Genomic DNA, 25,329 nt, shown 5'->3' on the forward strand with positions numbered 1-25,329 from the left:
GTCAAAATCTGCAAAAATATGGAAAGCTATTTTCTCAGATTCTTCCTTAATTGCTCAGGTCATAGCGCTTTGCTTACGACCTCTCATATACGCATACTAACTGTAATCGGTAAACAAATCCACTAAAAAATCCAAGAATCGATTTCTTGGATGACTTTTTCTTTCGTGGCACTAGACACCTGGTTGTAAATTTCCAGTGTGGTTTTCATATTGGAATGACCCACACGATCCATGATCGCTTTGATTGGGACACCAGCTTCAGCTAATAAAGAGATATGGGTGTAGCGAAACGTGTGCGTAGTCACATGCTTCTTAAACGCAGGATATTTTTCTCTTAAGATATCTTTCACACTTTTCACTGCTTTTTTATTGTTGCCATGACCATTCATAAACTCATTAAACGAATGATAAACGGCAGGGGTCCCATTTTGGGTCTGAAAAATCGTGGTGGAAAAAAGAAAGTTTTCGGAAGCCTTCACTTTTTTGTGATAGGTAGTCTGGTTCTTTCGCTGATATGTCCTTATAAAAGTTCCTTTTTCTCGTTGCCTCATTTCCTTTTGCCTCGCTTCATTTATTTGAATTCGATTTCGAATAATCGCAAGAGAACAATCATCCAGATCGATTTCTCGAAATGAACAAGACAGAACAGAAAGAGGGTTTCTTCTTTCTGCTCTGTCCAAATTATTCTAAGATTTCTCTTTACCAATATCATTTGACAATGAGCCTATTTTTATAACAACTATTGATTTATTTCATTTTTCTGTTCAAATGCAGAAATATAATCCATAAAATAAATATCTTTTTTTGCAACATTCTCATGCGTAATACCAGATAATATACGAACATCAGAAGATAAGAGTAAACTGTTTGTTTCGACTATCCTCACTGATTTGTCAATAAAAACATATATTTGCTCATCTTCAAACAACGAATCTGTCCTATTATTAATATTTAATGCTTGTTGGTAATATTTCTTACTCTTTTCATTGTTTATCACAATAAAAAGCTTTATTGATACATTTCTTGTCGGATTATAATAGATCGAATTCACGACATTTATTGTTAATAATTCAATACGCTTTTTTAGAAAAAAATCAATCGGCTTTTCCTCTATATCAACGATTTGCTTCAAAACATCCATTGTTTTTTTTCGTTCATCCACATATATAAAAGAATCTTCATACTTGGTTAATAACTCAGAAAAATTTAACAATTTTTTCTCCTTGCAACGTATACCAAACGCCCTTTTCAAAGGGTAACGAACTTATAACAATACAAGCAGTATATTTTATAAAATTACGAGTCATACTAGGAATCACATAAGTATAAAAATCAAATTTCCTAGCTAATCCTTCTTCACCTGAAAGTTCTGTTTTTGCTTCTAAGTTTGGATATACTGTTTTGTCCCTAGATCGACATGACCTACTTCTTCCAAAAAGACTTCAAATTCATCTATACTAAATCTATTCGAAAAAATATTCCCTATGTTTAGACAAAATAGTAATAGAAATCATTTTAAGATTTCGCATTTACTGTATAAAAAATACTTAATTTTTATTCTAACATTGATCATTTGCCCTATAACTAAAAATAATGTCACCCAAAAACCACTACTCACAAAATCTCGATTTACTAAATATTCGATAGAAATACCTACTAAACTGGCTACTAGCGCTATAAGGATGATACTAGCGTAGGGATGTTTTTTTCGTATACAGTATCCAAGTTTTATACAAGAGAACTTCCTTTCTTATTCCATTTTTAAATTAAATCCCTACAGCTCTTTCAAAACTATTATAACCTGTTTACTTATGTAACCCAACCATTTTTCTAATCAATTCTTCTTGCATTTTTAAAACGGATATTGCGCCTGTCCATGTTTCACGTCAACAAACTTCATAGCCCCCCGGGTATTACGGCTTCCGCATATAAAGCAACTTTAATTGTGATTGTTACACTTCTATACTTATAAAAATATTCGTGTATTAACACGTTCCTTAAGATCATAAAATTACGCATGATATGCCATTTTAATGATAATCATAGCTCCAGTCCTGCCTACATAGCAGTTGTTACTCAAAACACAAAAAAGAGGCCGGACAGAAGTGTTTAACTCCGAGAATTTCGGCTTATTTAAGAAGAAGTTAAACACTTCTGTCCCAGCCTCTTTTTTCTCCAATTTTTCACACCTAAACGACTTTTGTCTCGATCTCTCTTTATTGTGCTTCAAATTTGAAGATCATCGTGAAGTTACAATGTGCAGATTTCTTATAGGGACCATAATAATCTCCTGAAAAGATGAAATTACCTTTTTCTTGCGCATGTAAAATTCCTAACGTTTGTTTTAGTGTTGTATCAACTGCAAATGATTTGTCAAGAAATCCTTCCGATGTGATTAATTTTAACTCTACCCCTGCTTTTTTTTCTTCCGAAGAAGATGCCTGATCTAGCAAGGGAATATTGGAAGCTGGATCAACTTTGATTTGAGAGATTTGGACATCCACAGGTACACTAGAATGGTTGACGATTTCATATTTGGGTGAATTCACAGTCCCCTGTTGGATATCCGTAGAACCGAAAATCACTTTTTGCGGAAGTGAAATATCGATCAATTCTTTGGCGTCCAATACATTGATCTGAATCGTCTGCCTCAATTGCCCTATCGCTAATGTTGCGGTGTATGTGCCAAATTTATTTTGGACATTCTGTGTGATTACTTTGATGTCTGATCTTTCTTTTCCTGAGGATATATCCCACGCTTTTGCTTTACTTTTTTTTAGTATAGTTTCATCAATCGTCGTTCCATCGACTTCATTAGAATAAAGTGTAAAATTTTGTGTACTTAGGACATATTGTTTATCGTATATACTATGATCGTCATAAACAAATACACCCACTCTTACTTGGATTTTATTGCCATTTCGATCTGCTATTTCTACGGTTGTACTGGTTAAGCCAACTTTAGAGGTATCAGGAAGTACAAGATATTTGCAAGAAAGTTTTGTCACATCTTCATTATCTTTTAGATTCGTCACTGTCGTCAGTGGGTCAGTTGGCAAAGATCCATTTATCGGAACCATTTGTAAAATACCGTCTGCACTTGGGGCAGTTATATCAGGTTTGACAATCAAACTTGCTTTCACCTTTACTGTGTTTTTTGATGCATCTGTAGCAAGAATGGTGACTTCTTGCGTACCACTTTGATACCTATCTGGTTGCTTTTCAAACGAGTATGCAATCACACCATCGGGATCATTATCCGTAGCAGAAACAATGAAGTCACTTGGATCGATTTTTTCGCCATATTCAATTGTTGCACTCTTTGTTACTACGTTTGGCGGAGTCGTATCCACTCCCTCAATCGTACTAGTCAATTTTGCTTGATTTTTTGACTGGTCTTCCAGAATCAATTGGATTGGCTGTGTTCCTTTTTTTAACTGTTTAAAATTAAAAGATGATAGAATATCCACCGTTTGCCAATCATTATCATATGGTTCATAGTCGAAAAGATCGACAAGATTAGGCAATGTTCCGATTTCCATCGTCAGTGGATCTTTCAATCTTCCAGTAGGTGGGGTCGTGTCGACTACGGTAAAGGGAATGACTACTGCCTTCTTATATTTAGTATCTGAAAAGACAAACTTCCCCTGAGTAGCTCCTAATTTACTATCATCTGGTTTTTCCTGCATGTAACTCGTTACGGGGCCTGTGTTTCCAGAATAATCTACAAATGTCAGTGGATCTATCTTTTTAGGATCATAGAGATTCAATTCAATTCGATTGGTAGATTTTGGTGTAACAGTAAACTGTATTTGTTCCACAGTAACGTCTATAGAATCAGTAAATGTACCAGTTGAACCAATTTGATCGTTCACGCTCCACCATATGCCAAGTACTTTTTCTTGTACTCGGAAGCTCCATTCCAAATGGTATTCGATCGTGACCAGTACGTGATCGTTGTTTCCTTTTCCACGTTTCATTTGAATATTATGATTGGAATAGCTAACTTCGAGTGTATCAGTATCATTGGAAGTGATTTTTGTAATTATTCGTTTAGCAGAACCTGTATAATTGTATTCATTCCGTTCATGATACTGACAGCTTTGCTCAAAATCAGGTGAAAAATCTGTTCCTATCGTATAACCTTCTGTCGCAGCAACAGGGGTCTGAGAAAAATAATCCTTCATCATCTGCCACTGGGACTCAGTCACATCTTGTGCCACTTCTTTCGCAGTACTTCCTGAATCACTTGCATAACTATCTGTAGAAAAGGAACAGCAAAAAAACAACGCGAAAAAGAGGGTTAGTCCTAGTTTTTTGGTTTGATTCATTGATTGTTCCTCCTTATACAGCAAATATCAATTACGATCATCACTAACAATATGCCCAAAATAGAAAAGACAGTAGTACTTCCTGTAGCTTCGAATAGTTTTGGAAATGTATTTCTGGAAATGAACTCTGAAACTATTGGTTCATTTTCTGCTATAGAAGGATTGCCGATGATCCCTTCAACAGGGATATATCTATAGGACTCTACTGATTCTGCATAGCTGAAGGAAGGGTGCAAAAAGAGAAAAATAAGTAAGATCATCATTGAAAAAATTTCTTTTTGCTTTTTCATTATTACTCCTATTTTACTTCAAATTTCAAAACCATATCATACTGCGGTTGGATCGCTGTTTGACTAAACTGAAATCCTTTTGCTATATTTCCTGTCAATTGAAAAACAAGTTTTTCTCCTTGTGTGGTGATTGCACCTAAATCTGCAGGAAACTGGGCTGGATTCTTCGCGTCAGTTGTGTGTAGAGGAACAACTGTGTTACTTGTCACATTTTTCAAATCCAGGGTAAGCTGATCACTGATTTTTTCAGCATCCGACTTTCCTGTGGCGGGTTTTGCACGATCTTTGAAATCCATAATTGCTATTTCAACACTTTTGGATGAAAGATTTTTGATCTCATAATTTGGCGAGATGATACCTGAGCTAATATCCGTCTGTCCAAATAAGATTTTTGTAGGAATTTCTACATCTACCCAAGCTTTATCTGTGGGTCCTGGGTTTGGTAGAGATGGATCAACTGGTTTTGTTGGATCAAATTCTTGGAATGTTCCTTCTGCTGGTAAGGTCGCAGAATCTTGTTTTTTGATTTCTTGTGTCTGCATATTAGGATCATTTTGACCATTCTCATACGCATAGCCTTTTGTTCCACTCAAAATTGCAAAACTACTGAACAGTAGTACGCCGGTAACTTTTATTAAATTTACTTTTATCACTTTATTTTCCTCCATTTATTCTAAAACTACTGATTGATTGCAAGCTGGCCCACGATAACTGTTTCGCCGACTTTCTGTTTTAGATTTGTAAGTTCATAGTAAATAACATGATGGTTCACTCTATAAACACCCTGTGGTATGGCCTTTTTCAATTCACCATTCTCAACAAACTGTTTCGGTTTGATCATTCCTGAATCATAGATAATCGCTTCTTGGTTTTCGATTGTTGTTTGTACACGAATTGCATAATGGTTACTGTTTGAGTTTAATATCGTGACTTTCCCCACCTTGTCTGCTTTCTCAAAAAACATATCCGATTCCATTTTTAAGCGAAATTGACTCTTGTCTGCTTGCCCTTGCAAATAAGCCGAAAATTCTTTATCAGACATATTTTTGACATATTTAGATTCTGCCCCGTTTGTTTGATTTGCTACAACGACTGGTCTTGTGTAATGTGTTAAATAATAGTAGTAGCATGCCACCCCAATAAAGCAGCTACACAATAGAACCAAGACTATTCGTTTGACTTTTCTGAATTTTTCCAACTTTTTCTACCTTTCCTCTATTTTTTCGCTCCCTCTGTTGTTATAATCATGTTGGATTTACCTATATAATTATTTATCCAACGATGATAAAAATAACTATAAAACAATATTTATTGTCGCGCGAGTTCATTTTCAAACTATCGTTAGATGATAATAGGAGGAAAGTTATGAAAAAATTGTTGGAAAATAAATTATTGAAACACTATTTAATCATTAGTTACTTACTACCCCGAAAATGGGAAAAAATCAGAGATATTGCAAAAACAACAGGATTATCTGAAATTACGATTCGTCAAAATATCAGTGAAATCAACCAGTATATTCTGCCTGCAAAAATAAATAGTAGCCAACAGCGAGGAATACGTCTGTTTCTGCCACCACAGCAAAACGGCTTCTTTATTTTTTCGAAATTGTATAAACAATCATTGCGTTTTACATTATTGGAAGAAATCTTTATCAATCATTATCCTAATCTCACCTCACTGGCTGACAAGCTTTTTTTTAGTACCTCAACATTGAAGAGGAAAATTGCTGAACTTAATCAACTACTTGCTCCCTATAGTTTATCAGTTGACTCGAGTCAACTAAACATCGTCGGCGATGAACGAAAAATCTGCTGGTTTTTCTTTTGCTTTTTCACTGAAAAATATGGTGTTTCTGATGAATTTATGCGTGATGATGCACTGGACTTATTCGATGAGATCTACAGAGAATTTTTTTCTTACTATCCAGAATTGTTTGTTCCTCAACGACAAGTATATGCGTATCGCAATAAATTTCGAATCATGCTCTTTATTTGCTTTTCACGGATTCGCAAAGGTCATCTATTTACTAGCCAAACAAAGCAAACGGTCAGAAAAGATTTCCAATTGTCCCATCAAGTATGCAGTAAAATATATGAAAAATATAAGATAGCTGTAACTCCTCAAATCACTTACCAACTATTTTATGTCTTTTTCAATCAAAATTTTGCTTGGTCAATTGAAGAACTGCGGATAAAATCTCAAAAAAATAATCAAATCAATCAAATTAGATCTGGTCTCTTAGATTTATTGAATACTATCGAACAGCAAGAAAAGCTGACAGTGGAGAATAAAAATGACCTATTGCTTTATTTATATAATGCAACCACCTATGTCTGGGGGCCTGCGACGATTTTATACAATCCCAATGAAGAATTCTTTCGTCAATTAAATAATTACTATACTAGCTTTACACAAAGAATCTGCATAATGATCAAAGAGTCCCTTACGAAGGAACCGCTAGCTATCTATCTCGATTCTTCTGTTATCAATAAGTATTTATTCATGTTGATTACTTCTTGGATTAGTTTATCTGAACAGTTGGAAACGATCGCACCTAAAGTGAAGACAGGCTTATTCTTTAATACAAGCTATGAGCATAACCTTTTTCTAAAAAATGATCTCCAATACCATCTAGGGTTTCGCTTGGATATCCATTCTTTGAATCACCTTACACTGTCTGAAGTATGTCACTCTGCGAATAATTACGATTTGCTGGTTACTGATCTTCCATCTTTGAATCTAACAGAGTGCGAAGTCGTTTCTATCCACTCCAATCCTACTCCTGAAGACTTTAAAAATATTTTGCATTCTTACAATCGCATCGTAAACAATCATTGGAACCATGATTTTCTGAAACTTCAAAAACACAACAGCATTTATAAATATTAGAGGAACATATTTTTGTATAAGCTTGACACTGCATAATAATACAGCTATAATGACAAAAATCATTGATAGAGAGAGTAACTGATAGATGGAGATTAAGAGAGCGATTGGGTGGTGTGAAATCGTATTTCTTCTATAAGTGAAAGTAGCTCTGGAGATGCACAGGTGACGTAAGAAGTTTGTGACGGTGATCCCCGTTATCGGATAATGCGCTTCATTTTTAATGAGTCGCTGAGAGATTGTTTGATTTTTCAAACAAAAAAACGGTGGTACCGCAATTGACTATTGCCCGTTGGAATAATTATTATTCCAGCGGGCTTTTTTGTATTTACCACCCAAAGAAAGGAAGATGGATATGTATCTTAGCAAGGATGATCGAGTCTCATCAAAAATCACATTGCTCATTTTTAACTAAAAAGACAAGGGGTTTTTATGATGGAAAAATTATCTATAAAGAATTTATTATTAGTTGCTTCACTTATTTTTGGTATGTTTTTTGGTGCGGGAAACTTGATTTTCCCAGTACATTTAGGACAGCTTGCTGGCGACCATTGGCTATCTGCTGGTATCGGTTTTTTACTTAGTGCAACATTATTGCCTTTAGCTGCACTCGTTGCACTAAGTAAAACTAAATCGACTGGATTATACGATTTTGCGAAGCATGTCTCTCCATGGTATGGCGTTACTTTTCTGGTTATGAATCATCTTGCCTTAGGGCCAATGTTTGCTACGCCGAGAACTGCTGCCTTAGGTTATCAATTTAGCCTAGGAAATTTTTTACCTGCTAAATATTCAACGATTGGTTTATTGATTTTTTCTGCTATATTTTTTGGTCTTGCCTATTATCTATCAATTCATGAATCAAATTTACTTAAAATAATTGGGAAGTGGTTAAATCCTTTATTTCTAATAATCTTATTTCTTTTATTCATCATTGCCTTCCTATCCCCATTTGGACCACTAGACGGGACACCCATCGCTACTTACCAACATGGCCCCACCACGAATGGCTTTCTAGAAGGCTATAATACAATGGATGCACTGGCCGCTCTAGCTTTTGGTGTTACGATCATTCGTTCACTCCAAGGTATGGGGATCCATAAAGAAGACGCAATTGCCAAAAATACGATCAAAACTGGCTCTCTTGCTATGCTTTTATGTGGCGGGATCTACTTAGGAATCATCGCTTTAGGCTCAATGTCTCTTACACGATTCAGTGTTTCTGAAAATGGTGGGATTGCATTAACCCAAATCATTCAAGCTTATTTTGGAAAAGCCGGCTTAGCACTGATGGGAACAATGACGATTTTAGCCGTTTTCACTACTGCTATCGGGTTGATTGCCTCATTTGCTCAAGATTTTTCAGTTCGTTTCCCTATACTTAGTTATAAAGGTTGGCTCCGTGTCACTACGATTCTCTCTTTCACTACTGCTAATTTTGGTTTGAATACGATCATTTCTTGGACAATGCCATTTCTGATGCTCCTTTATCCTTTGGCGATGGCAATGATATTGCCAGCTATTTGTTCTGGCTTATTCAATAATCGTAAGATCGTTTATCAAATGACGACACTTTTCACAGTGATTCCAGCACTTTTAGATGGAATCAAAGCTTTACCCGTACAAAACTCTTTCACTTTTGCTTTGACTTCTTGGTATACACATACGATCCCATTTGCTGCGAATGGGCTTGGCTTTATTCTTCCTACTTTCGCAGGGTTCATTCTTGGGTTACTTCTTTGTCTATATGAAAAAAACTATTCGTATCAAAAAACGATTTCATCTAAATAAAATAAAGCATTTCTAGTCTGTATCCTTGACTAGAAATGCCTTTTCTCTTTTGCTCTGCTTCTCTATTTTCAGTATCTTCAAAGATACACAGCTAAACAACCCTATACTATTTTAATAAGGAGCACTTTTTATCCATTACGTGAATACAATGAAAAATAATACAGAATATTTGATGATTAAATAAATGTGATAGCTTGACCTTTTGTTGTCAGTTATCAAAAATATCTACCATTTAGTAGATATCTATTAGGATATATATATGAAAGATTATTATTCCGTACAAGAACTTGCGGAACAGCTGAGTGTGACAACGTGTTCTATTCGAAATTATTTACAAGAAGGAAAACTACACGGAACTAAAGCAGGTGATAAATGGCGTTTTACCGAACAAGATCTATATGATTTTTTATATGGCGTCGAAGAGACCAACCAGGACCAAGAAAACAAGCGGATTCTTGAAGCTCCTGTCACATTAAAATTTTCACTTATCACTACTGACTTTTATGTAATGCAAGAGTTTAAAGATACTATTTTTACTTACTATCTAGATATCTATGCCAATAAAAAAGAGCGTCTACTTCACTATCAACACCTCAAACAGAACCACTATGAACTAACCATTGGGGGCAACTTAAATTATGTGATGAACTTTAGTCATTGGATCTACAAATTACTCCAAAAACAATCATCGATTACCTTGAAAAAAATGGCAAGTTCTTAACAAGAAGACATACTGCAAAAAGCAATTGCTGACACAGATCTAGTTCCTTATACTCTGGTCAGCAATTGCTTTTGATCGCTCCTCGTGTGAGCAAATCATTCAAATCATCAACATAGATTAAACACAACTTTATCTAGAATAATTTTTTAGGACCTCAGCTATTTATTTCAAGATTGATTTCCCATATCCTATTATTCTTAGCCTTTCCCGTCTTGGAAAGAAGGGTATAAGGTCATACCACCATCCACAAATAAGGTGATCCCTGTAACATAACTAGATTCTTCAGAAGCTAACCAAGTAGCCGCAGCGGCAATTTCTTTCGGTTGGCCAACTCGTGCCAGCGGTATCATGTTTTCAAGTATTTCTTTTTGCTTTGGATCCTCAAATTTTTCCGCATTGATTGGCGTTTTTATGGCTCCCGGACCAATGCTGTTGATTCGAATATGATCTGGGGCATACTCCATAGCGACAGTTTCCGTAAACAATTTGACTCCACCTTTTGATGCAGCATAGTGGGCAAAAGTTGGCCACGGAATTTGTTCATGGACGGAAGACATATTGATGATATTTCCTTTTCGATTTTCACCTTTAAAATAATTCAACGCTGCTTTTGTCCCTAAAAATACGCCTGTTAGATTCACTTTAATAACTTTTTCCCAATCTTCTAAGCTTAGTTCATGAGTTGCAGATTGATTTTCCATGCCTGCATTGTTTACCCAAATATCCAGTTGTCCGAATTTATTGATCGCTGTTTCTAATAGGCGATTGATTCCTTCTTCTGTGCTGACATCTGCTTGAACAGCAACTGCCTCTCCTCCTGCTTCTTTGATTGCAGCAACAGCTTCATCTGCTCCTTCTTTGTCTGAATTGTAATTAACAACGACCTTCATTTTTTCTTTACCAAAACGTTCTGAAATGGCTGTTCCAATTCCTTTTGAACCACCAGTTACTACGGCTACCTTGTTTTCAAGATCTTTATACATCTATATTTCCACCCTTCTTGATCTTTTATGATCAACTTATTTAAAGTGTACTATACGACCTACCATTTCAAGCAAACAATACGCTTACGAATAGTTGCACCAATAGCATGCTGTATGTCAAAAAAGGGCATGAAGCAAAAGAAATAAATACTTTAGCCTCACACCCTAAACACGAACAAATAGCAGAAGGAGTTTTTTCTCGGAAAAATAAGTCAACAATCCACAAAAGAATGAAAAGTAATTTTTGAGACTCATTTTCTAATAATGAACCATTTCTGTCCTAGTTTCTCTTCCTAAAATTTAGTTAAAATAGTCCGCTGTCGCTTGTTCATCTGCTTTTAATTGGTCAATCAAAGCTTCCGCACTCGAAAATTTCACTTGATCTCTCAGGAAATGATTCCAACGGATAGTGACATGTTCCCCATAAATATCTTGTGCAAAATCTAAAATATACAGTTCAACAGTCAATTCACGACCCTCGCCAAAGGTATCATTATGCCCAATCGAGCCCATTGCTCTATGCCAAGTATCGCCAACTTTGATTTCAGTGACATAAACTCCTTCTTTAGGAAGATGAACGGTACTCTTGACCTTCACGTTAGCTGTAGGAAATCCTAACAAACGACCACGAGCATCACCATGTACGACTACACCTTCTACTTCATAAACTGATCCTAAAAGCTTAGTGACTTCTTCTAATTTGCCATTATCTAATAAGTTACGTATGCGCGTGGAGCTTATTTTTTCTCCTTCATTTTCTTCCTTCGGGATCGTCACAACTTCAAATCGCTTTTTAGCGTACTGTGGCAAATGAACAACATCTGCAATTTCTCTTGGACCATACGTATAATCGAAACCTGAAACAGCGTACTTTGCATGTAGTCCCACGATATATTGATCGACAAAATCTTGTGGTGCTAAATGTGCAAACGAAGAAGTAAAATCAATTTCATAGAGATAATCAACACCTAACGCTGCCATTTTTTCTTCTTTCTGTGCTAATGTAGTCAAATATTTAACCTGACTAGGATTGATTTTTTTAAAAACGATTGATGGATGTTGATTGAAAGTCATCAATGCCAACTTTAATCCTTCTTTTTCCGCAATTTTTTTGCCTGTTTGTATTACTTTTTGATGTCCTTTATGCACACCATCAAAAAAGCCTAATACTAATACAACATCCTCTTTAGGAATTTGGTCCATCTGATAGGGATGTCTGATTTTGATGATTTTCATGTTTTTATACCTCGTTTCTCAACACTTTACTTGGTTTTAATTTGTTTTTTTCTTTAGGGTTCGGTTGGTAAATGCTCACGACTTGGTCACGATAGAAAAGAGCAATTTTCTCTGTGGGCATACGATCCAATTGAAAGACGCTGTATTCAAGACGCATCCCATTTTTAACCTTCCGCCATACATCATCACTGATATCTACCCGTTTGAAGCGAGCAACCCCAATTTCCAATGGCAGCAAATGCGCTTCTACCGTTCCACTTTCCATGTAATCTGCTACTTGTTGCAATGTAATTGCCTGTTCTTTTTTCATTCCGGCACTAGCCGTACGAGTCAAATCTGACATATGTGCAGGATAGCCTAGTTTTTTCCCTGTATCAACAGCTAATGTTCTGACGTAGGTACCCTTGCCGCATTCTACTTCGAAACGCCAAGACAATAGCCCATCTGTTTCGTTCCAATGAATATCACTTGTTCGCTCAAAACGATAGATTTGGGCTTTGCGCACTGGTCTTTCTACTGTTTCGTTATTTCTGGCATATTCGTAAAGTCGTTTGCCATTCACTTTTACTGCAGAATACATCGGAGGAATCTGTGTGATTTCGCCAACAAAACTCTCCATCACAGCATCTATTAGCTCTTCTTCTAAAGGTATACCCACACGTTTGCTCTCTACTTTTTCTCCGGAACGATCTTCAGTAGTTGTACTAAAGCCTAGGGTGATTTCTCCTTCGTATGTTTTACCTGAATCTGTTAAATATTCGATGACTTTTGTCGCTTTTCCAATACCAATCGGTAAAACACCATCTACATCAGGGTCCAATGTTCCGCCATGCCCGATTTTTTTTGTATGTAAAATTTTTCGTAATTTAAATACACAGTCATGACTAGTCATGCCACGTTCTTTCCATAAAGGTAATAAACCATCCATAATTTTTCTCCTTTTCACTTGAGGTATCAACTGTACAATTATAACACATGAAATGTATTTGCTAACGACTTTGAACCGCTTCTCTACGGTTTTTATTCTTTAGCAATAGAACTGTAATAAATCTTCATCATCATGTAAATAGCTACTATGTTATGCTTTAATCAAAGGAGGGAACACTATGGAAAATTTTTTCTTTCTACCTTTTGATTGGCTATATGGATGGTTATCAGGCAAATAATCTTTCCCCTAGACTTTAGCGTTGATGAAATGATTCAGTTAGGTCGGAACAGAGGTGCCGAATCGTTTTTCTATTCGAAAAAGATGCTTCTGTTCCCACCGTTTATTCATATTTAAGCTGTGCGCTAAAAGTAGTTTTTACTTTTGTCGCACCTTTTTTTAATAAATACTTATCATTATACGTAGCTTGTTAGTTATTTACTCTTCTCCAAAATAAGATAGCCAAAAATATAGCAAAAAAACCGTTATTCACCATGTATCTAAACTTGGTGAATAACGGTTTTAATATTGAACAGACTTGCCTTTACGAGTAGGATCTAGTCTTTATTCAGGTTTCGTAATAATTGGTCGATATGGTTGCCGTAGACAACTGATTCATCAAGTTCAAAAGTCAGTTCAGGTGTCTTATAAATACTCAAGTTATGCCCTAATTCACGGCGAATCAAGCCACTAGCTTTTTCTAATCCTTCTTTTGCTTTTTTCTTATCCGATGCTAAATCAGATAAGATACTATAATAAATCGTTGCTTGTTGCAGATCACCAGTTACATGAACATCGGTGATCGTAACATTTTCAACACGAGGATCACGTACTTTTTTACGTAATATATCATTTACTTCTTTTAAAATTTCTTGACCGACTCGGCGGTCACGATAGTTTGCCATATTGAGCGGCCTCCCTATTCATTTAGTCGTTTTTGATTTCTTCCATAATGAATCCTTCAATGACGTCATCTACTTTTATATCGTTGAATTTTTCGATCATTGCGCCACATTCATAGCCCATTTTCACTTCTTTTACATCATCTTTGAAGCGTTTCAAGCTGGCAAGTTGGCCTTCATAGATAACAATTCCATCACGAATGACACGTACACCGCTATCTCTGCGGATATAGCCTTCTGTCACGTATGCTCCTGCAATCGTTCCGACTTTTGAAACTTTGAATGTTTCACGTACGATCATTTGGCCTGTGATTTTTTCTTCAAATTCTGGATCAAGCATGCCTTTCATCGCTGTTTCGATTTCTTCGATTGCTTTATAGATGATACGGTGCAAACGAATGTCTACTTCTTCTGCATCTGCTTGACTCTTCGCTTGTGGTGTAGGACGGACATTGAAACCGATGATGATCGCATTACTTGCAGCAGCAAGTGTGACATCACTTTCATTGATCGCACCAACTGCAGAATGGACGATTTTTACACGTACACCTTCTACATCGATTTTATTCAATGACGCTGCTAATGCTTCGGCAGAACCTTGTACATCAGCCTTGATGATCACATTGACATCTTTCAATTCTCCCTCTTTCAAGCTTTCGAATAAAGTATCCAATGTGACCCGGCTTGTAGCAGCACGATGCTCCAATAACGCACGTTTTGCACGTTCTTCACCGGCAGCACGAGCTGTTTTTTCATCTTCAAATACAACGAAATGATCACCAGCTTGTGGTACATCATTTAATCCAGTGATTTCAACTGGTGTTGCTGGACCAGCAGATTTTTCACGGCGACCTAGATCATTGTTCATCACACGTACACGTCCATAGGTATTCCCTACAACGATCGGATCACCGACATTCAATGTTCCTTGTTGGACAAGTAATGTAGTTACAGGTCCTTTTCCTTTGTCAAGACGGGCTTCAATAACTGTACCGATTGCTCGTTGTGTAGGATCAGCTTTAAGATCTTCAACTTCAGCAACCAATAAGATCATTTCTAATAATTCATCGATATTTTGGCCAAATTTAGCCGAAATTTCAACAAAGATCGTTTCTCCGCCCCATGCTTCTGGAATCAATTCATATTCACTTAATTCTTGCATGACGTGTTGTGGGTTCGCACCTGGTTTATCTATTTTATTCACAGCAACAATGATTGGCACACCAGCTGCTTTTGCATGGTTGATGGCTTCCACTGTTTGTGGCATCACACCATCATCAGCTGCGACTACTAAAATCGTGATATCTGTGATACTTGCTCCACGCGCACGCATACTTGTAAACGCCGCATGTCCTGGTGTATCCAAGAATGTGATTGGTTTGCCATCGATATCGATTTGATAGGCACCGATATGCTGCGTGATCCCACCAGCTTCTCCACTTGTTACACGTGAATGACGTAAGGTATCAAGCAACGTAGTTTTCCCGTGGTCAACGTGTCCCATGATAGTTACAACTGGAGGACGAGATACTAGATTTTCAGGATTTACTTCTTCCGCTTCAAAGAATTTATCGATATCTGCTATATCTACTTGAACTTTTTCTTGAGGTTCCATCCCATAATCTGTTGCTAATAATTCGATCGTATCCTTATCTAAGGATTGGTTTTGATTGACCATTACACCAAGCAAGAATAATTTCTTGATGATCTCAGCTGGTTCACGATGGATTTTTTTAGCGATATCTGCTACATTCATTCCTTCAGTATATTCTAATACTTCTGGTAACTCACGGAATTTACGTGGTGGTACAGCTGGTTTATTTGATGTCTGTTGTTTGCCTTTTTTTCCTTTTTTATTAAAACGATTGCGGTTGTTATTGTTGAATTTTCCGCGATTGTTGTTTGTATTTCTGTTTTGGCTTTGATTTCCGCCTTGGCGATTTTGGTTAGTAGCGCCTCCACTATTATTTCGGTTTTGAGTTGTTGATTGTTTTTTTCCTTGATTCACTTGACCGCTCCCTTGACCGCGATCTTGATAGTTGCGGTTATTTTTTTGTTGTTTTGGTTTTGTTTCGTTTTTAGGATGATCGTTCGGCTGCTTTTTGACTGGTTTTTGGCTTTCTTGCTGTGCTGTATGCTTATTTCCTTGTGGTTTAAATGCTTGTTGCAGTTTTTTTTCATCACTACTTGTGATGACTCCCATATGATTTTTCACATCAATACCGAGCTTCTGTGCTTTTTCCACAAGGTCTTTACTAGACTTATTCATTTCTTTTGCTAGTTCATAAATTCGTTTATTGCTCATGCAATCACCTTCCTAACCTTCAATTAGCTCCTTGATTTTCTTCGCAAATCCGTTATCCAGGATCCCAAATACTTTGCGAGGTCTTCCGATCATCTGCGTGATTTCCGCTTCAGAAAATAGCTCAAAGCAAGGAACTTCATAGTATGAACTCTTATCTTTAATCTTTTTCTTCGTGTTTTCACTTGCATCATTCGCGACAAAAACGATTTTGGCTTTGTTTCTGCGGATATCTGCAATCGTTAGCTCTTCGCCCGTGACTAGTTTGCCAGCGCGCATCGCTAATCCAATGAGATTCATGGCTTTTTGCCGATTGACTTCTCTCATTTACCAAATAGCTCTTTTCGTGCTTTTTGGTGTGTTACATACTCCAATAATTCTTGATAAAATTCATCAGTCAAACTCGTTTCAAGTGCTCGATCGAGAATTTTTTTATCCCAAGCTTGTTGTACTTCATCTGGCTCAAGTGAGACATACGCGCCTCGTCCTGGCATTTTCCCAGTTGGATCGATTGATACTTCTCCTTCTTTCGAACGAGTAATACGAATCATCTCTTTTTTTGGTTTCATTTCACCTGAAACGACAGATTTGCGTAAAGGGATTTTCCTTTGTTTCATCTCTTTGCCTCCTAAGCTATCTGTTAAGCATCTTGGTCTGTTTCTTCGATAGTTTTTTCATCGTTGAATGCGATTGTTTCATATTCGTCATCTGTCAAATCAGATTGGATGATTGCTTCATCGTGTATTTCTGCCACTGATTCATCACTTGCATCTTCAGTTTTATTTGCTTGTTCTTCATAATATGCAGCCATGTCTGACTCTGACTTGATGTCGATCTTATGGTTCGTTAATTTTGCAGCTAATCGTGCATTTTGACCACGTTTACCGATTGCCAATGATAATTGATAATCAGGAACAACGACTGTACAAGCTTTTGGATTTTGCTCATCAAAGATGACATCCATGACTTGCGCTGGGTTCAATGCATTTGCGATGAATACTGCTGGATCTTCATCCCATTCAACGATATCCATATTTTCACCTTTTAATTCATTGACGATTGCTTGGACACGTTGCCCTTTCGGACCAACACAAGTTCCTACTGCATCGATATTTTCATCATTTGAGCGTACAGCAACTTTAGAACGGTCACCCGCTTCTCTTGCGACACTGACGATCTCAACGATACCATCGTATACTTCTGGTACTTCTTGTTCAAACAAACGTTTTAAAAGGTCTGGATGGCTACGACTAACAAAAACTTGAGGACCTTTTGAGGTATTTTCTACTCGAGAAACATACACTTTGATCCGATCATGCGGTTGATAAAATTCATTCGGCATTTGATCTTGTTTAGATAACACTGCTTCGATTTTTCCAAGATTCACGTAAATGTAACGTTTATCTTGACGTTCAACGATTCCTTGCATGATATCTTTTTCATATGCACTGAACTCATTATAGATAATTGTTCTTTCTGCTTCTCTTACACGTTGCAAGATTACTTGTTTTGCTGTTTGCGCAGCAATGCGGCCAAAATCTTTTGGTGTAACTTCAAATCGGATCGTGTCGCCGATTTCATATGCTGGATTGATCAAAAGTGCATCTTTCAATGATACTTCCAACTGTGAATCCATGACTTCTTCTGTCACTTCTTTCACTGCATAGACGTGGATTTTCCCTTTCTTTTGGTCAAATTCTACTTCTACGTTTTGTGCTTGACCATAATGGCGTTTATACGCAGAAACTAAAGCTGCTTCTAAAGCGTCAATTACGATTTCTTTTGAAATTCCTTTTTCAGCTTCTAATGCATCTAACGCGTTCAACATTTCTTTACTCATTGTTCTGTTTCCTCTCCGTGATTAAAATTGGATTGCTAAGCGAGCTTTGGCAATGTTTTTTCGGTCAAGAATTAATTCTTTTTCCCGTGTTTTTATGCGTATTTTCAATGTAAGCTGGTCAGCATCAAATGACTGAAGAAATCCTTCAAATTGCTTTTCTCCATCCACTGGTTGGTAGAAAGACACATGGATATATTCACCTAGTGCTTTTTCATAATCTGTTTCTTTTTTTAGCGGACGTTCTGCTCCTGGAGATGACACCTCTAGGAAATATGCTTGTGGGATTGGATCGGGATCTATTGCATCGAGTTTTTCACTTAATTTTTCACTGACATAGACACATTCTTCAATATCGATTCCACCATCTTTATCAATAAATACTCGCAAGAACCAACTTTTTCCTTCTTTCACAAACTCTACTTCTACAAGTTCAAAATTTTGTTCCTCTAAAATCGGAGTCACCATTTCTGTGACTGTTTCAACGACGCTACTCAAGAATTTCGCCTCCTTAAAAATTGAATCCGTAATTCCATTAAAAAGAGTGAGCGAAAAATCCGCTCACTCACAGTTAGTATCATTACCTATAAATAACTATACCATAATTTCTCTGAAATGACAAGCAAGCTCACTGTTGCCTACTATAACATATCAAAAAGCGACAATTGATTTTCGTCAGGAAGGTCTTTTAATACGCCATTATCATTCATATATTCAATCAAAGTCTTGGATACTTTTCCTCTTGTAGCCAAATCTTCTTTTGATAAGAACGGACCATCTTTCCTTGCCTCGACAATCTGTTTTGCCACGTTGGTACCTAAACTTGGTACGGCACGAAATGGCGCAATCAATGTATCTCCTTCGATTACAAAATTGACCGCATCTGATTTATACAAATCGATCATCCCGAATTTAAAGCCGCGTTCTAACATTTCATTTACCAATTCAAGTACTGTCAATTGATTTTTTTCTTTCACAGAGGCATCCATTCCTTTGTCTGTGATCTCTTTCATGGCTTGTTTGACTGCATCTTTTCCTTTGCACATAGAAACAAGATCAAAATCATCGGCACGAACAGAGAAGTAAGCACAATAATACAGGATAGGGAAATATACTTTAAAATATGCTACACGTAATGCCATCAGTACATATGCAGCCGCATGGGCTTTCGGGAACATGTACTTGATTTTTGAACAAGAATCGATATACCAATCTGGTACATTATTTTCTTTCATCGCATTTAAATATGTCTCACGAAGTTCATCTGGGATTTTGTTCCACAGTCCCTTACGCACTGTTTCCATGATTTTAAATGCCATCCCACTGTCTAATCCGGCATGGATCAGATAGACCATGATGTCATCCCGACAACCAATTACTTCCGCTAGTGTCGCATCCCCACGTTTGATCAATTCTTCCGCATTTCCAAGCCAAACGTCTGTCCCATGAGAGAGTCCAGAGATTTGCAGTAATTCAGCGAAAGTAGTTGGATGGGTTTCTTCCAACATCCCACGAACAAAACGAGTCCCGAATTCGGGGATCCCTAGTGTACCTGTTTTAGAGTTGATTTGTTCTTGCGTCACGTTCAAGACTTCCGGCCCGGCAAATATCCGCATCACTTCTGGATCATCTGTAGGGATCGTTTGTGGATCGATCCCAGATAGATCTTGGAGCATCCGAATAACAGTCGGGTCATCATGTCCAAGAATATCAAGTTTCAATACATTATCATGGATCGAGTGGAAATCAAAGTGGGTCGTTTTCCATTCTGAATTTTGATCATCTGCTGGAAATTGGATGGGGGTGAAATCATAAACATCCATGTAATCAGGAATAACGATGATCCCCCCTGGATGCTGACCAGTCGTTCGTTTAACTCCAGTAGCTCCTTTGGCTAAGCGATCGACTTCTGCACTTCGAAATTGCAGATTATGGTCTCTTTCGTAGCCCTTAACAAAGCCATAAGCCGTTTTATCTGCCACCGTACCAATTGTTCCAGCACGATAAACATATTCTTCTCCAAATAATACTTTCGTATAATTATGGGCTTCTGCTTGATAGTCTCCCGAAAAGTTCAAATCGATATCGGGTACTTTATCACCATGAAATCCTAAGAACGTTTCAAAAGGAATATCATGTCCATCTTTGTTCAATCGAGCACCACATTTTGGACATTTTTTCTCAGGCATATCGAACCCAGAACCATATGTCCCATCCTCATAGAATTCAGAATACTGACATTCTGGACAATAATAGTGAGGAGCTAAAGGATTAACTTCGGTGATCCCAGTCATCGTCGCAACGAAACTTGAGCCTACCGATCCACGAGAACCAACTAAATAGCCATCTTCATTACTTTTGTGTACGAGTTTTTGAGCAATCAGATAGATAACGGAGAATCCATTCCCGTTAATCGAATTCAATTCCTTTTCCAAACGTTTTTGAATGATCTCTGGTAAAGGATCACCATACAGTTGTTTGGCTTTGGTATAACTCAATTCAGAGATTTCTTCTTCAGAACCAGGGATTTTCGGTGTGTAAAGTTCATCTTTCACAGGAATGACTTCTTCACAGCTATCTGCGATTTTATTTGTATTTTCTACAACGATCTCTTTTGCAAGAGACTCACCTAAGAAGTTAAAAGCTGTCAACATCTCATCAGTTGTTCGAAAATGGACATCAGGTAGACTGTGACGGTTCAATGGATTGGCTCCTCCCATTGAATTGATCAATATTTTACGATAAATCGCATCTTCTTCATTTAAGTAATGGACATTCCCTGTTGCCACCACTATTTTGTCTAATGACTTTCCTATTTCAACTAAGTTTTGAATAATTTCCTCTAGATCACGTTCATTTTTTACTAATTCTTGTTCTAGCAAAGGTGCATAGACTGCTTTTGGCATCACTTCGATATAATCATAAAACTTCGCACGATTTCTTGCCTCTTCGACTCCTTTTTGCATCATCGCTTCAAAGATTTCGCCTTTATCACAGGCGGAGCCAATCAATAGGTTGTCACGTAATTTGTTTAATTGTGACCGTGGGATTCGCGGGACACGTTCAAAATATTCCACGTTAGACATCGAGATCAGTTTGAACAAATCCTTTAACCCATCTTGGTTTTTAGCAAGCAATGTTGCATGGAAAGGTCTTGCTCGTTTATAGGAGTCTCCTTCCCCGATATGTGCATTCAGTTGGTCGTGGAAAAACATGTCATGTTTTTCCATCGCTTCTTTGATAAAGATCCATGCAAGATGACCAGTAGCTTCTGCATCATAAATCGCCCGGTGATGTTGTTCCAGACTGACACCAAATTTCTTAGACAGTACACCCAACCCGAAACGTTTGAATTGAGGATAGAGATAGCGAGCTAATTCTAACGTATCGATTACGGGATTAGGTGCTTCTGGTATTCCATATTTTGCATAGCTTGTATTTAAAAATCCCATATCGAACGCCGCATTATGCGCTACAAGAATAGTATCTTTTGAGAATTCAAGAAACAGTCGTAAAACTTCTTCTTCCGATTTTGAACCACGAACCATTTCATCGGTAATCCCCGTCAAATCAACAGTTGTTCGTGAAAGTGGATGGCCTGGATCGATGAATTCATCAAAACTAGCAATTACATTTCCTTTATACATCTTAACCGCAGCTAGTTCGATGATCGTATCGTAAACAGCGGATAGCCCCGTTGTTTCCACGTCAAATACTACATAGGTTCCTTCACTTAAGGATTCATGCACATCATTGTAGGCGATCGGCACGCCATCATCCACAACATTTGCTTCTACCCCATACAAAATTTTCACGCCAGCTTTTTTCCCTGCGCTATGTGCTTCAGGAAATGCCTGTGCGCCACCATGATCCGTGATGGCAATAGCACGATGGCCCCATTTCCCTGCTTGAGCCACGATATCCGCAATGTTATTTGTTGCGTCCATCGTACTCATTTTACTATGGACATGTAACTCTACTCGTTTTTCACCTTCTGGCGCATAATCTTTTCGTGGAGCATGTTTCACTTCTACGATATCCTGTGCATTCATCACTAAGTCACGAACAAAGGTATCTTCTTGGATACTCCCTCTGACTTTCAACCAACTACCTGTGCTGATTGCTTCAAATATTTGTTCATCTTTTTCATTGTTTGAAAATTTTTTGACGATGAAGGACGACGTATAATCAGTGATTTTTAAGGTTAAGATTTTTCGTTTTGAGCGAAGCTCACGTACTTCTTTATCAAATACATACCCTTCTAATGTCACACGACGCTCTTCTTCTACAATATTTACCATCGGTGTAGTTGGTTCATCCGTAGGAATATTTCGTCCCAATTGGATTGGTCCGTCTAAAGCAGGCAACTGCTCTTTCTTTTCTTTTTTCTTTTGTTCATGGACGATCAAGCTTTCTGCCGCTTGCTTCATAAAGGCTTCTGCTTGTTCTTGTTTCCGTTCTTCAAACAGTTTTAACACACGTTCTGCTTGTTGCTCGTCTACTTCTGGCTCGATCCCAAATTTAGGAAATCCGTAGCTGACAAATAAAGACTCTACTAATGGTAAATATTGTTGCTTCAAATAGCTGAGTGCGCCAGTACTATCGACAGGCAAGATGATTTTATGTTCCTTTAGTATTGGAACTTGTGTTTTTAAGACTTGTTGTGCAAGAGGTGTATCACATTGTTGGCTTTCCAATGCTTGTGCCCAATAATCTTGTAACAACTGTTCGTCAAATTGTTGATTTTCTGCCTTTATATTTAGTTTCACTTGTGCAATATCATGAAAGGCCAATGTCACATGTTGCACTAACGAACGATAAAGCATGATCGGTAAAATTTGAGAAAAGTGTAGCGTAAATTCCCATAAGCGTGATTTACGATGAACGACTACTCGTTCCACTTCGCCAGAAGAAATCAGAGGATGCTGTTTATCCGCTTCTTCCAGTTGGATCTGTTCCAGTAGCTTTTCAAATAACTCTCGTTTTTCTGACAAAACCATACGCCCTTTCTGATGAGAAACAATTAAAAAGTTTTTTTGTTCTCTTCTTTTTTCAGTACTTTCTAGTATACTCGTTTTTTATTGATTTTACATTAAAAAATAAGGGTGACAAAAGTGGGGTGCCTAAAAGAACAAGAAAAAATCCATGAAAACTGCTTTTTCAAATTTTTGAGAATTTTGACTTCTTCTAAGAAACTACTTCTGTTCTGCCGTTTACTCGGATTTAGAGAATGTGGGACAAATCTAAAAATAAGTTTTGCTACAGACTCTTGAATAAACGACGTCTAAAAGTCAGTTTTTTCGGAAATTTCAAAAAAAAAACGAGCAATACAAAAAACGTATTGTTCGTTTTTTCTCCAATTTCTCAAACCTAAACGACTTTTATCTCAATCGCTTCGTTTATCATTTATTGATTTAATAAGATTGGTAGGGTATTGGCTAATTCTTCCTTACGGACTTCAACCATTTCACCTGTTTTCTTGATTTTCACTTCTACGATCCCATCAACTGCTTTTTTACCGATCGTGATTCTGATTGGACAACCGATCAAATCGGAATCTGCGAATTTCACACCTGCACGTTCGTTGCGGTCATCGACCAATACTTGGTAGCCTGCTTTTGTCATCGCTTGCTCCACTTCATTTGTCAAGTTTGTTTGATTTTCGTCTTTCAGATTCATTTGAACGACATGCAGATCGAATGGTGCAATCCCTTTTGGCCAATTGATGCCATTTTCATCAGAATTTTGTTCAACGATTGCAGAAAGTAAACGACTGACGCCGATTCCATAGCAACCCATGATCACAAATTTTTCACGACCATTCTCATCTAAAACAGTTGCTCCCATTGACTCACTGTAGCGCGTGCCTAACTTGAAGATGTGTCCGATCTCGATTCCGCGAGTAAAGGCCAACACACCATTATTGTCTGGGGATGGGTCACCTTCTTGCACAAAACGCAGATCTTCATATGAAAGGACTGTAAAATCTCTTTCTGGATTGACATTGATATAATGATAACCTGTTTCATTAGCACCAGTAATGGCATTTGCAAGGTCTTGAACATGTCGGTCAGCATAGATCTTCACATCTTCTGATACGCCCACTGGACCAACAGAACCAAAATCAGTACCTAAAAATTTCGTTGCATCTTCTTCTGTTGCTTCTTCTAAGAAGTCAACGCCTAAGAAGTTCTTCAATTTGACATCATTCACTTCATGATCTCCACGAACTAGCACAAGTACAGGTTCTTCATCCGCCATGAACAAAACAGATTTGATAATTTTTTGTGGTTCTGTCTCAAAGAAAGCTGCTACTTCTTCAATTGCTTTAACATCAGGTGTAGCTTTCTTTTCCAGTTCAAGTTGCGTTTCATGTGATTTTTTAGAAACATAATAGCTCGTAGCCATTTCTAAGTTTGCTGCATAATCACTTTCAGTTGAATAACAGATCGTATCTTCACCGATTTCTGATATTGCCATGAACTCTTTTGAATCTTTCCCGCCCATTGCGCCACCGTCACCGATGATTGCTCGGAATTCAAGTCCACAGCGTTTAAAGATTTCAGTATAAGCTTTTTCGTAGTCTTTGTACGCTTCATCTAGACTTTCTTCAGAAGCATGGAATGAGTAAGCATCTTTCATGATGAATTCCCGACCACGTAATAAACCGAAACGAGGACGCTTTTCATCTCGGTATTTTGTTTGGATCTGATAAAGATTCAATGGTAATTTTTTATATGAATTGATTTCATTACGAATCAAATCAGTAAATGTTTCTTCATGTGTTGGGCCTAAGATCATTTTACGATCATTACGATCATTCAGACGATACAAGTTTGGGCCATATGTTTCATAACGACCAGATTCTTCCCACAATTCTGCTGGTAAAATCGCCGGCATCAACATTTCAACTGCGCCGATCTTTTCAAATTCTTCTCGCATGATTGCTTTTAGTTTTTCTAACACACGATTTGCTAGTGGTAAATAAGAGTAGATTCCTGCAGATACTTGACGAATGTATCCAGCTCTCAATAAAATTTGATGACTTAATACTTCTGCATCATTAGGAACCTCTCTTAACGTAGGAATCAACATTTTTGATTGTCTCATTCTATATACTCC

Annotated in this window: 20 protein-coding genes and 1 other annotated feature; of the genes, 3 read left to right on the forward strand and 17 right to left on the reverse strand. The window is 37.4% G+C overall.

Annotated elements, in window-relative coordinates; translation table 11 throughout:
• Positions 1-122 precede the first annotated feature (122 nt).
• The 6 genes from DVW83_RS05680 to DVW83_RS05705 form a co-directional block, all read right to left on the reverse strand.
• Positions 123-680: a tyrosine-type recombinase/integrase gene (locus tag DVW83_RS05680; protein ID WP_373412800.1), complete on the reverse strand. Its 558-nt coding sequence runs from the start codon at positions 678-680 to the stop codon at positions 123-125.
• 59 nt (positions 681-739) lie between these two features.
• Positions 740-1,213, reverse strand: a complete 474-nt coding sequence (locus tag DVW83_RS05685) for a hypothetical protein (protein WP_224784470.1) — start codon at positions 1,211-1,213, stop codon at positions 740-742.
• A gap of 1,003 nt (positions 1,214-2,216) precedes the next feature.
• The gene (locus tag DVW83_RS05690) at positions 2,217-4,331 is read right to left on the reverse strand and encodes a hypothetical protein (protein WP_224784471.1); all 2,115 of its coding nucleotides are present in this window, start codon (positions 4,329-4,331) and stop codon (positions 2,217-2,219) included.
• On the reverse strand, positions 4,328-4,621 hold the full coding sequence (locus tag DVW83_RS05695; RefSeq protein ID WP_137239114.1) for a hypothetical protein: 294 nt from the start codon (positions 4,619-4,621) through the stop codon (positions 4,328-4,330). The genes DVW83_RS05690 and DVW83_RS05695 overlap by 4 nt, the downstream gene beginning before the upstream one ends.
• 8 nt (positions 4,622-4,629) lie before the next feature.
• Positions 4,630-5,274: a hypothetical protein gene (locus DVW83_RS05700; RefSeq protein WP_174784258.1), complete on the reverse strand. Its 645-nt coding sequence runs from the start codon at positions 5,272-5,274 to the stop codon at positions 4,630-4,632.
• A gap of 26 nt (positions 5,275-5,300) precedes the next feature.
• On the reverse strand, positions 5,301-5,819 hold the full coding sequence (locus DVW83_RS05705) for a hypothetical protein (RefSeq protein WP_104661825.1): 519 nt from the start codon (positions 5,817-5,819) through the stop codon (positions 5,301-5,303).
• Between the two features lie 167 nt (positions 5,820-5,986).
• On the opposite strand from DVW83_RS05705, the gene DVW83_RS05710 reads away from it, so the two are divergent.
• The 3 genes from DVW83_RS05710 to DVW83_RS05720 all read left to right on the forward strand — a co-directional run bounded on the left by DVW83_RS05710 (position 5,987) and on the right by DVW83_RS05720 (position 10,022).
• A complete protein-coding gene (locus DVW83_RS05710) occupies positions 5,987-7,513 on the forward strand; it encodes a helix-turn-helix domain-containing protein (RefSeq protein ID WP_123863005.1) in 1,527 nt (508 codons plus the stop codon).
• 53 nt (positions 7,514-7,566) lie between these two features.
• Positions 7,567-7,806, forward strand: a binding site (T-box leader).
• A 136-nt stretch (positions 7,807-7,942) separates the two neighbouring features.
• A complete protein-coding gene (brnQ, locus tag DVW83_RS05715; RefSeq protein ID WP_104660866.1) occupies positions 7,943-9,301 on the forward strand; it encodes a branched-chain amino acid transport system II carrier protein in 1,359 nt (452 codons plus the stop codon).
• A gap of 259 nt (positions 9,302-9,560) precedes the next feature.
• Positions 9,561-10,022 (forward strand): helix-turn-helix domain-containing protein, encoded by a 462-nt coding sequence (locus DVW83_RS05720; protein ID WP_104660865.1) that lies wholly within the window; start codon positions 9,561-9,563, stop codon positions 10,020-10,022.
• A 197-nt stretch (positions 10,023-10,219) separates the two neighbouring features.
• Here DVW83_RS05720 and DVW83_RS05725 read toward each other — a convergent pair whose 3' ends face one another.
• The 11 genes from DVW83_RS05725 to DVW83_RS05775 form a co-directional block, all read right to left on the reverse strand.
• Positions 10,220-11,005, reverse strand: a complete 786-nt coding sequence (locus DVW83_RS05725) for a glucose-1-dehydrogenase (protein ID WP_104660864.1) — start codon at positions 11,003-11,005, stop codon at positions 10,220-10,222.
• Positions 11,006-11,305: 300 nt separating this feature from the next.
• Positions 11,306-12,241: a riboflavin biosynthesis protein RibF gene (ribF, locus tag DVW83_RS05730; protein ID WP_104660863.1), complete on the reverse strand. Its 936-nt coding sequence runs from the start codon at positions 12,239-12,241 to the stop codon at positions 11,306-11,308.
• A 4-nt stretch (positions 12,242-12,245) separates the two neighbouring features.
• Complete coding sequence (truB, locus tag DVW83_RS05735; RefSeq protein WP_104660862.1) at positions 12,246-13,169, reverse strand: tRNA pseudouridine(55) synthase TruB; 924 nt, start codon at positions 13,167-13,169, stop codon at positions 12,246-12,248.
• Positions 13,170-13,723: 554 nt separating this feature from the next.
• On the reverse strand, positions 13,724-14,071 hold the full coding sequence (gene rbfA / locus DVW83_RS05740; RefSeq protein WP_005875913.1) for a 30S ribosome-binding factor RbfA: 348 nt from the start codon (positions 14,069-14,071) through the stop codon (positions 13,724-13,726).
• A 22-nt stretch (positions 14,072-14,093) separates the two neighbouring features.
• Positions 14,094-16,373 carry a translation initiation factor IF-2 gene (gene infB, locus DVW83_RS05745; protein ID WP_104660861.1) on the reverse strand — a complete coding sequence of 760 codons (2,280 nt, stop codon included), beginning with the start codon at positions 16,371-16,373 and terminating at the stop codon, positions 14,094-14,096.
• Between the two features lie 12 nt (positions 16,374-16,385).
• Positions 16,386-16,697, reverse strand: coding sequence for a YlxQ-related RNA-binding protein (locus tag DVW83_RS05750; protein ID WP_104660860.1), 312 nt, complete (start codon positions 16,695-16,697; stop codon positions 16,386-16,388).
• Positions 16,694-16,987: an RNase P modulator RnpM gene (rnpM, locus tag DVW83_RS05755; RefSeq protein WP_005875920.1), complete on the reverse strand. Its 294-nt coding sequence runs from the start codon at positions 16,985-16,987 to the stop codon at positions 16,694-16,696. The genes DVW83_RS05750 and rnpM overlap by 4 nt, the downstream gene beginning before the upstream one ends.
• A gap of 23 nt (positions 16,988-17,010) precedes the next feature.
• The gene (gene nusA / locus DVW83_RS05760; RefSeq protein ID WP_104660859.1) at positions 17,011-18,210 is read right to left on the reverse strand and encodes a transcription termination factor NusA; all 1,200 of its coding nucleotides are present in this window, start codon (positions 18,208-18,210) and stop codon (positions 17,011-17,013) included.
• A 21-nt stretch (positions 18,211-18,231) separates the two neighbouring features.
• Positions 18,232-18,705, reverse strand: a complete 474-nt coding sequence (gene rimP / locus DVW83_RS05765) for a ribosome maturation factor RimP (protein ID WP_081134991.1) — start codon at positions 18,703-18,705, stop codon at positions 18,232-18,234.
• A 143-nt stretch (positions 18,706-18,848) separates the two neighbouring features.
• Positions 18,849-23,201 (reverse strand): PolC-type DNA polymerase III, encoded by a 4,353-nt coding sequence (locus DVW83_RS05770; RefSeq protein WP_104660867.1) that lies wholly within the window; start codon positions 23,199-23,201, stop codon positions 18,849-18,851.
• A 412-nt stretch (positions 23,202-23,613) separates the two neighbouring features.
• On the reverse strand, positions 23,614-25,317 hold the full coding sequence (locus DVW83_RS05775; RefSeq protein ID WP_104661463.1) for a proline--tRNA ligase: 1,704 nt from the start codon (positions 25,315-25,317) through the stop codon (positions 23,614-23,616).
• Between the last annotated feature and the right edge of the window lie 12 nt (positions 25,318-25,329).

The sequence above is a fragment of the Enterococcus sp. VV15 genome, from assembly GCF_005236045.1.
GTDB classification, from domain to species: domain Bacteria; phylum Bacillota; class Bacilli; order Lactobacillales; family Enterococcaceae; genus Enterococcus_B; species Enterococcus_B durans.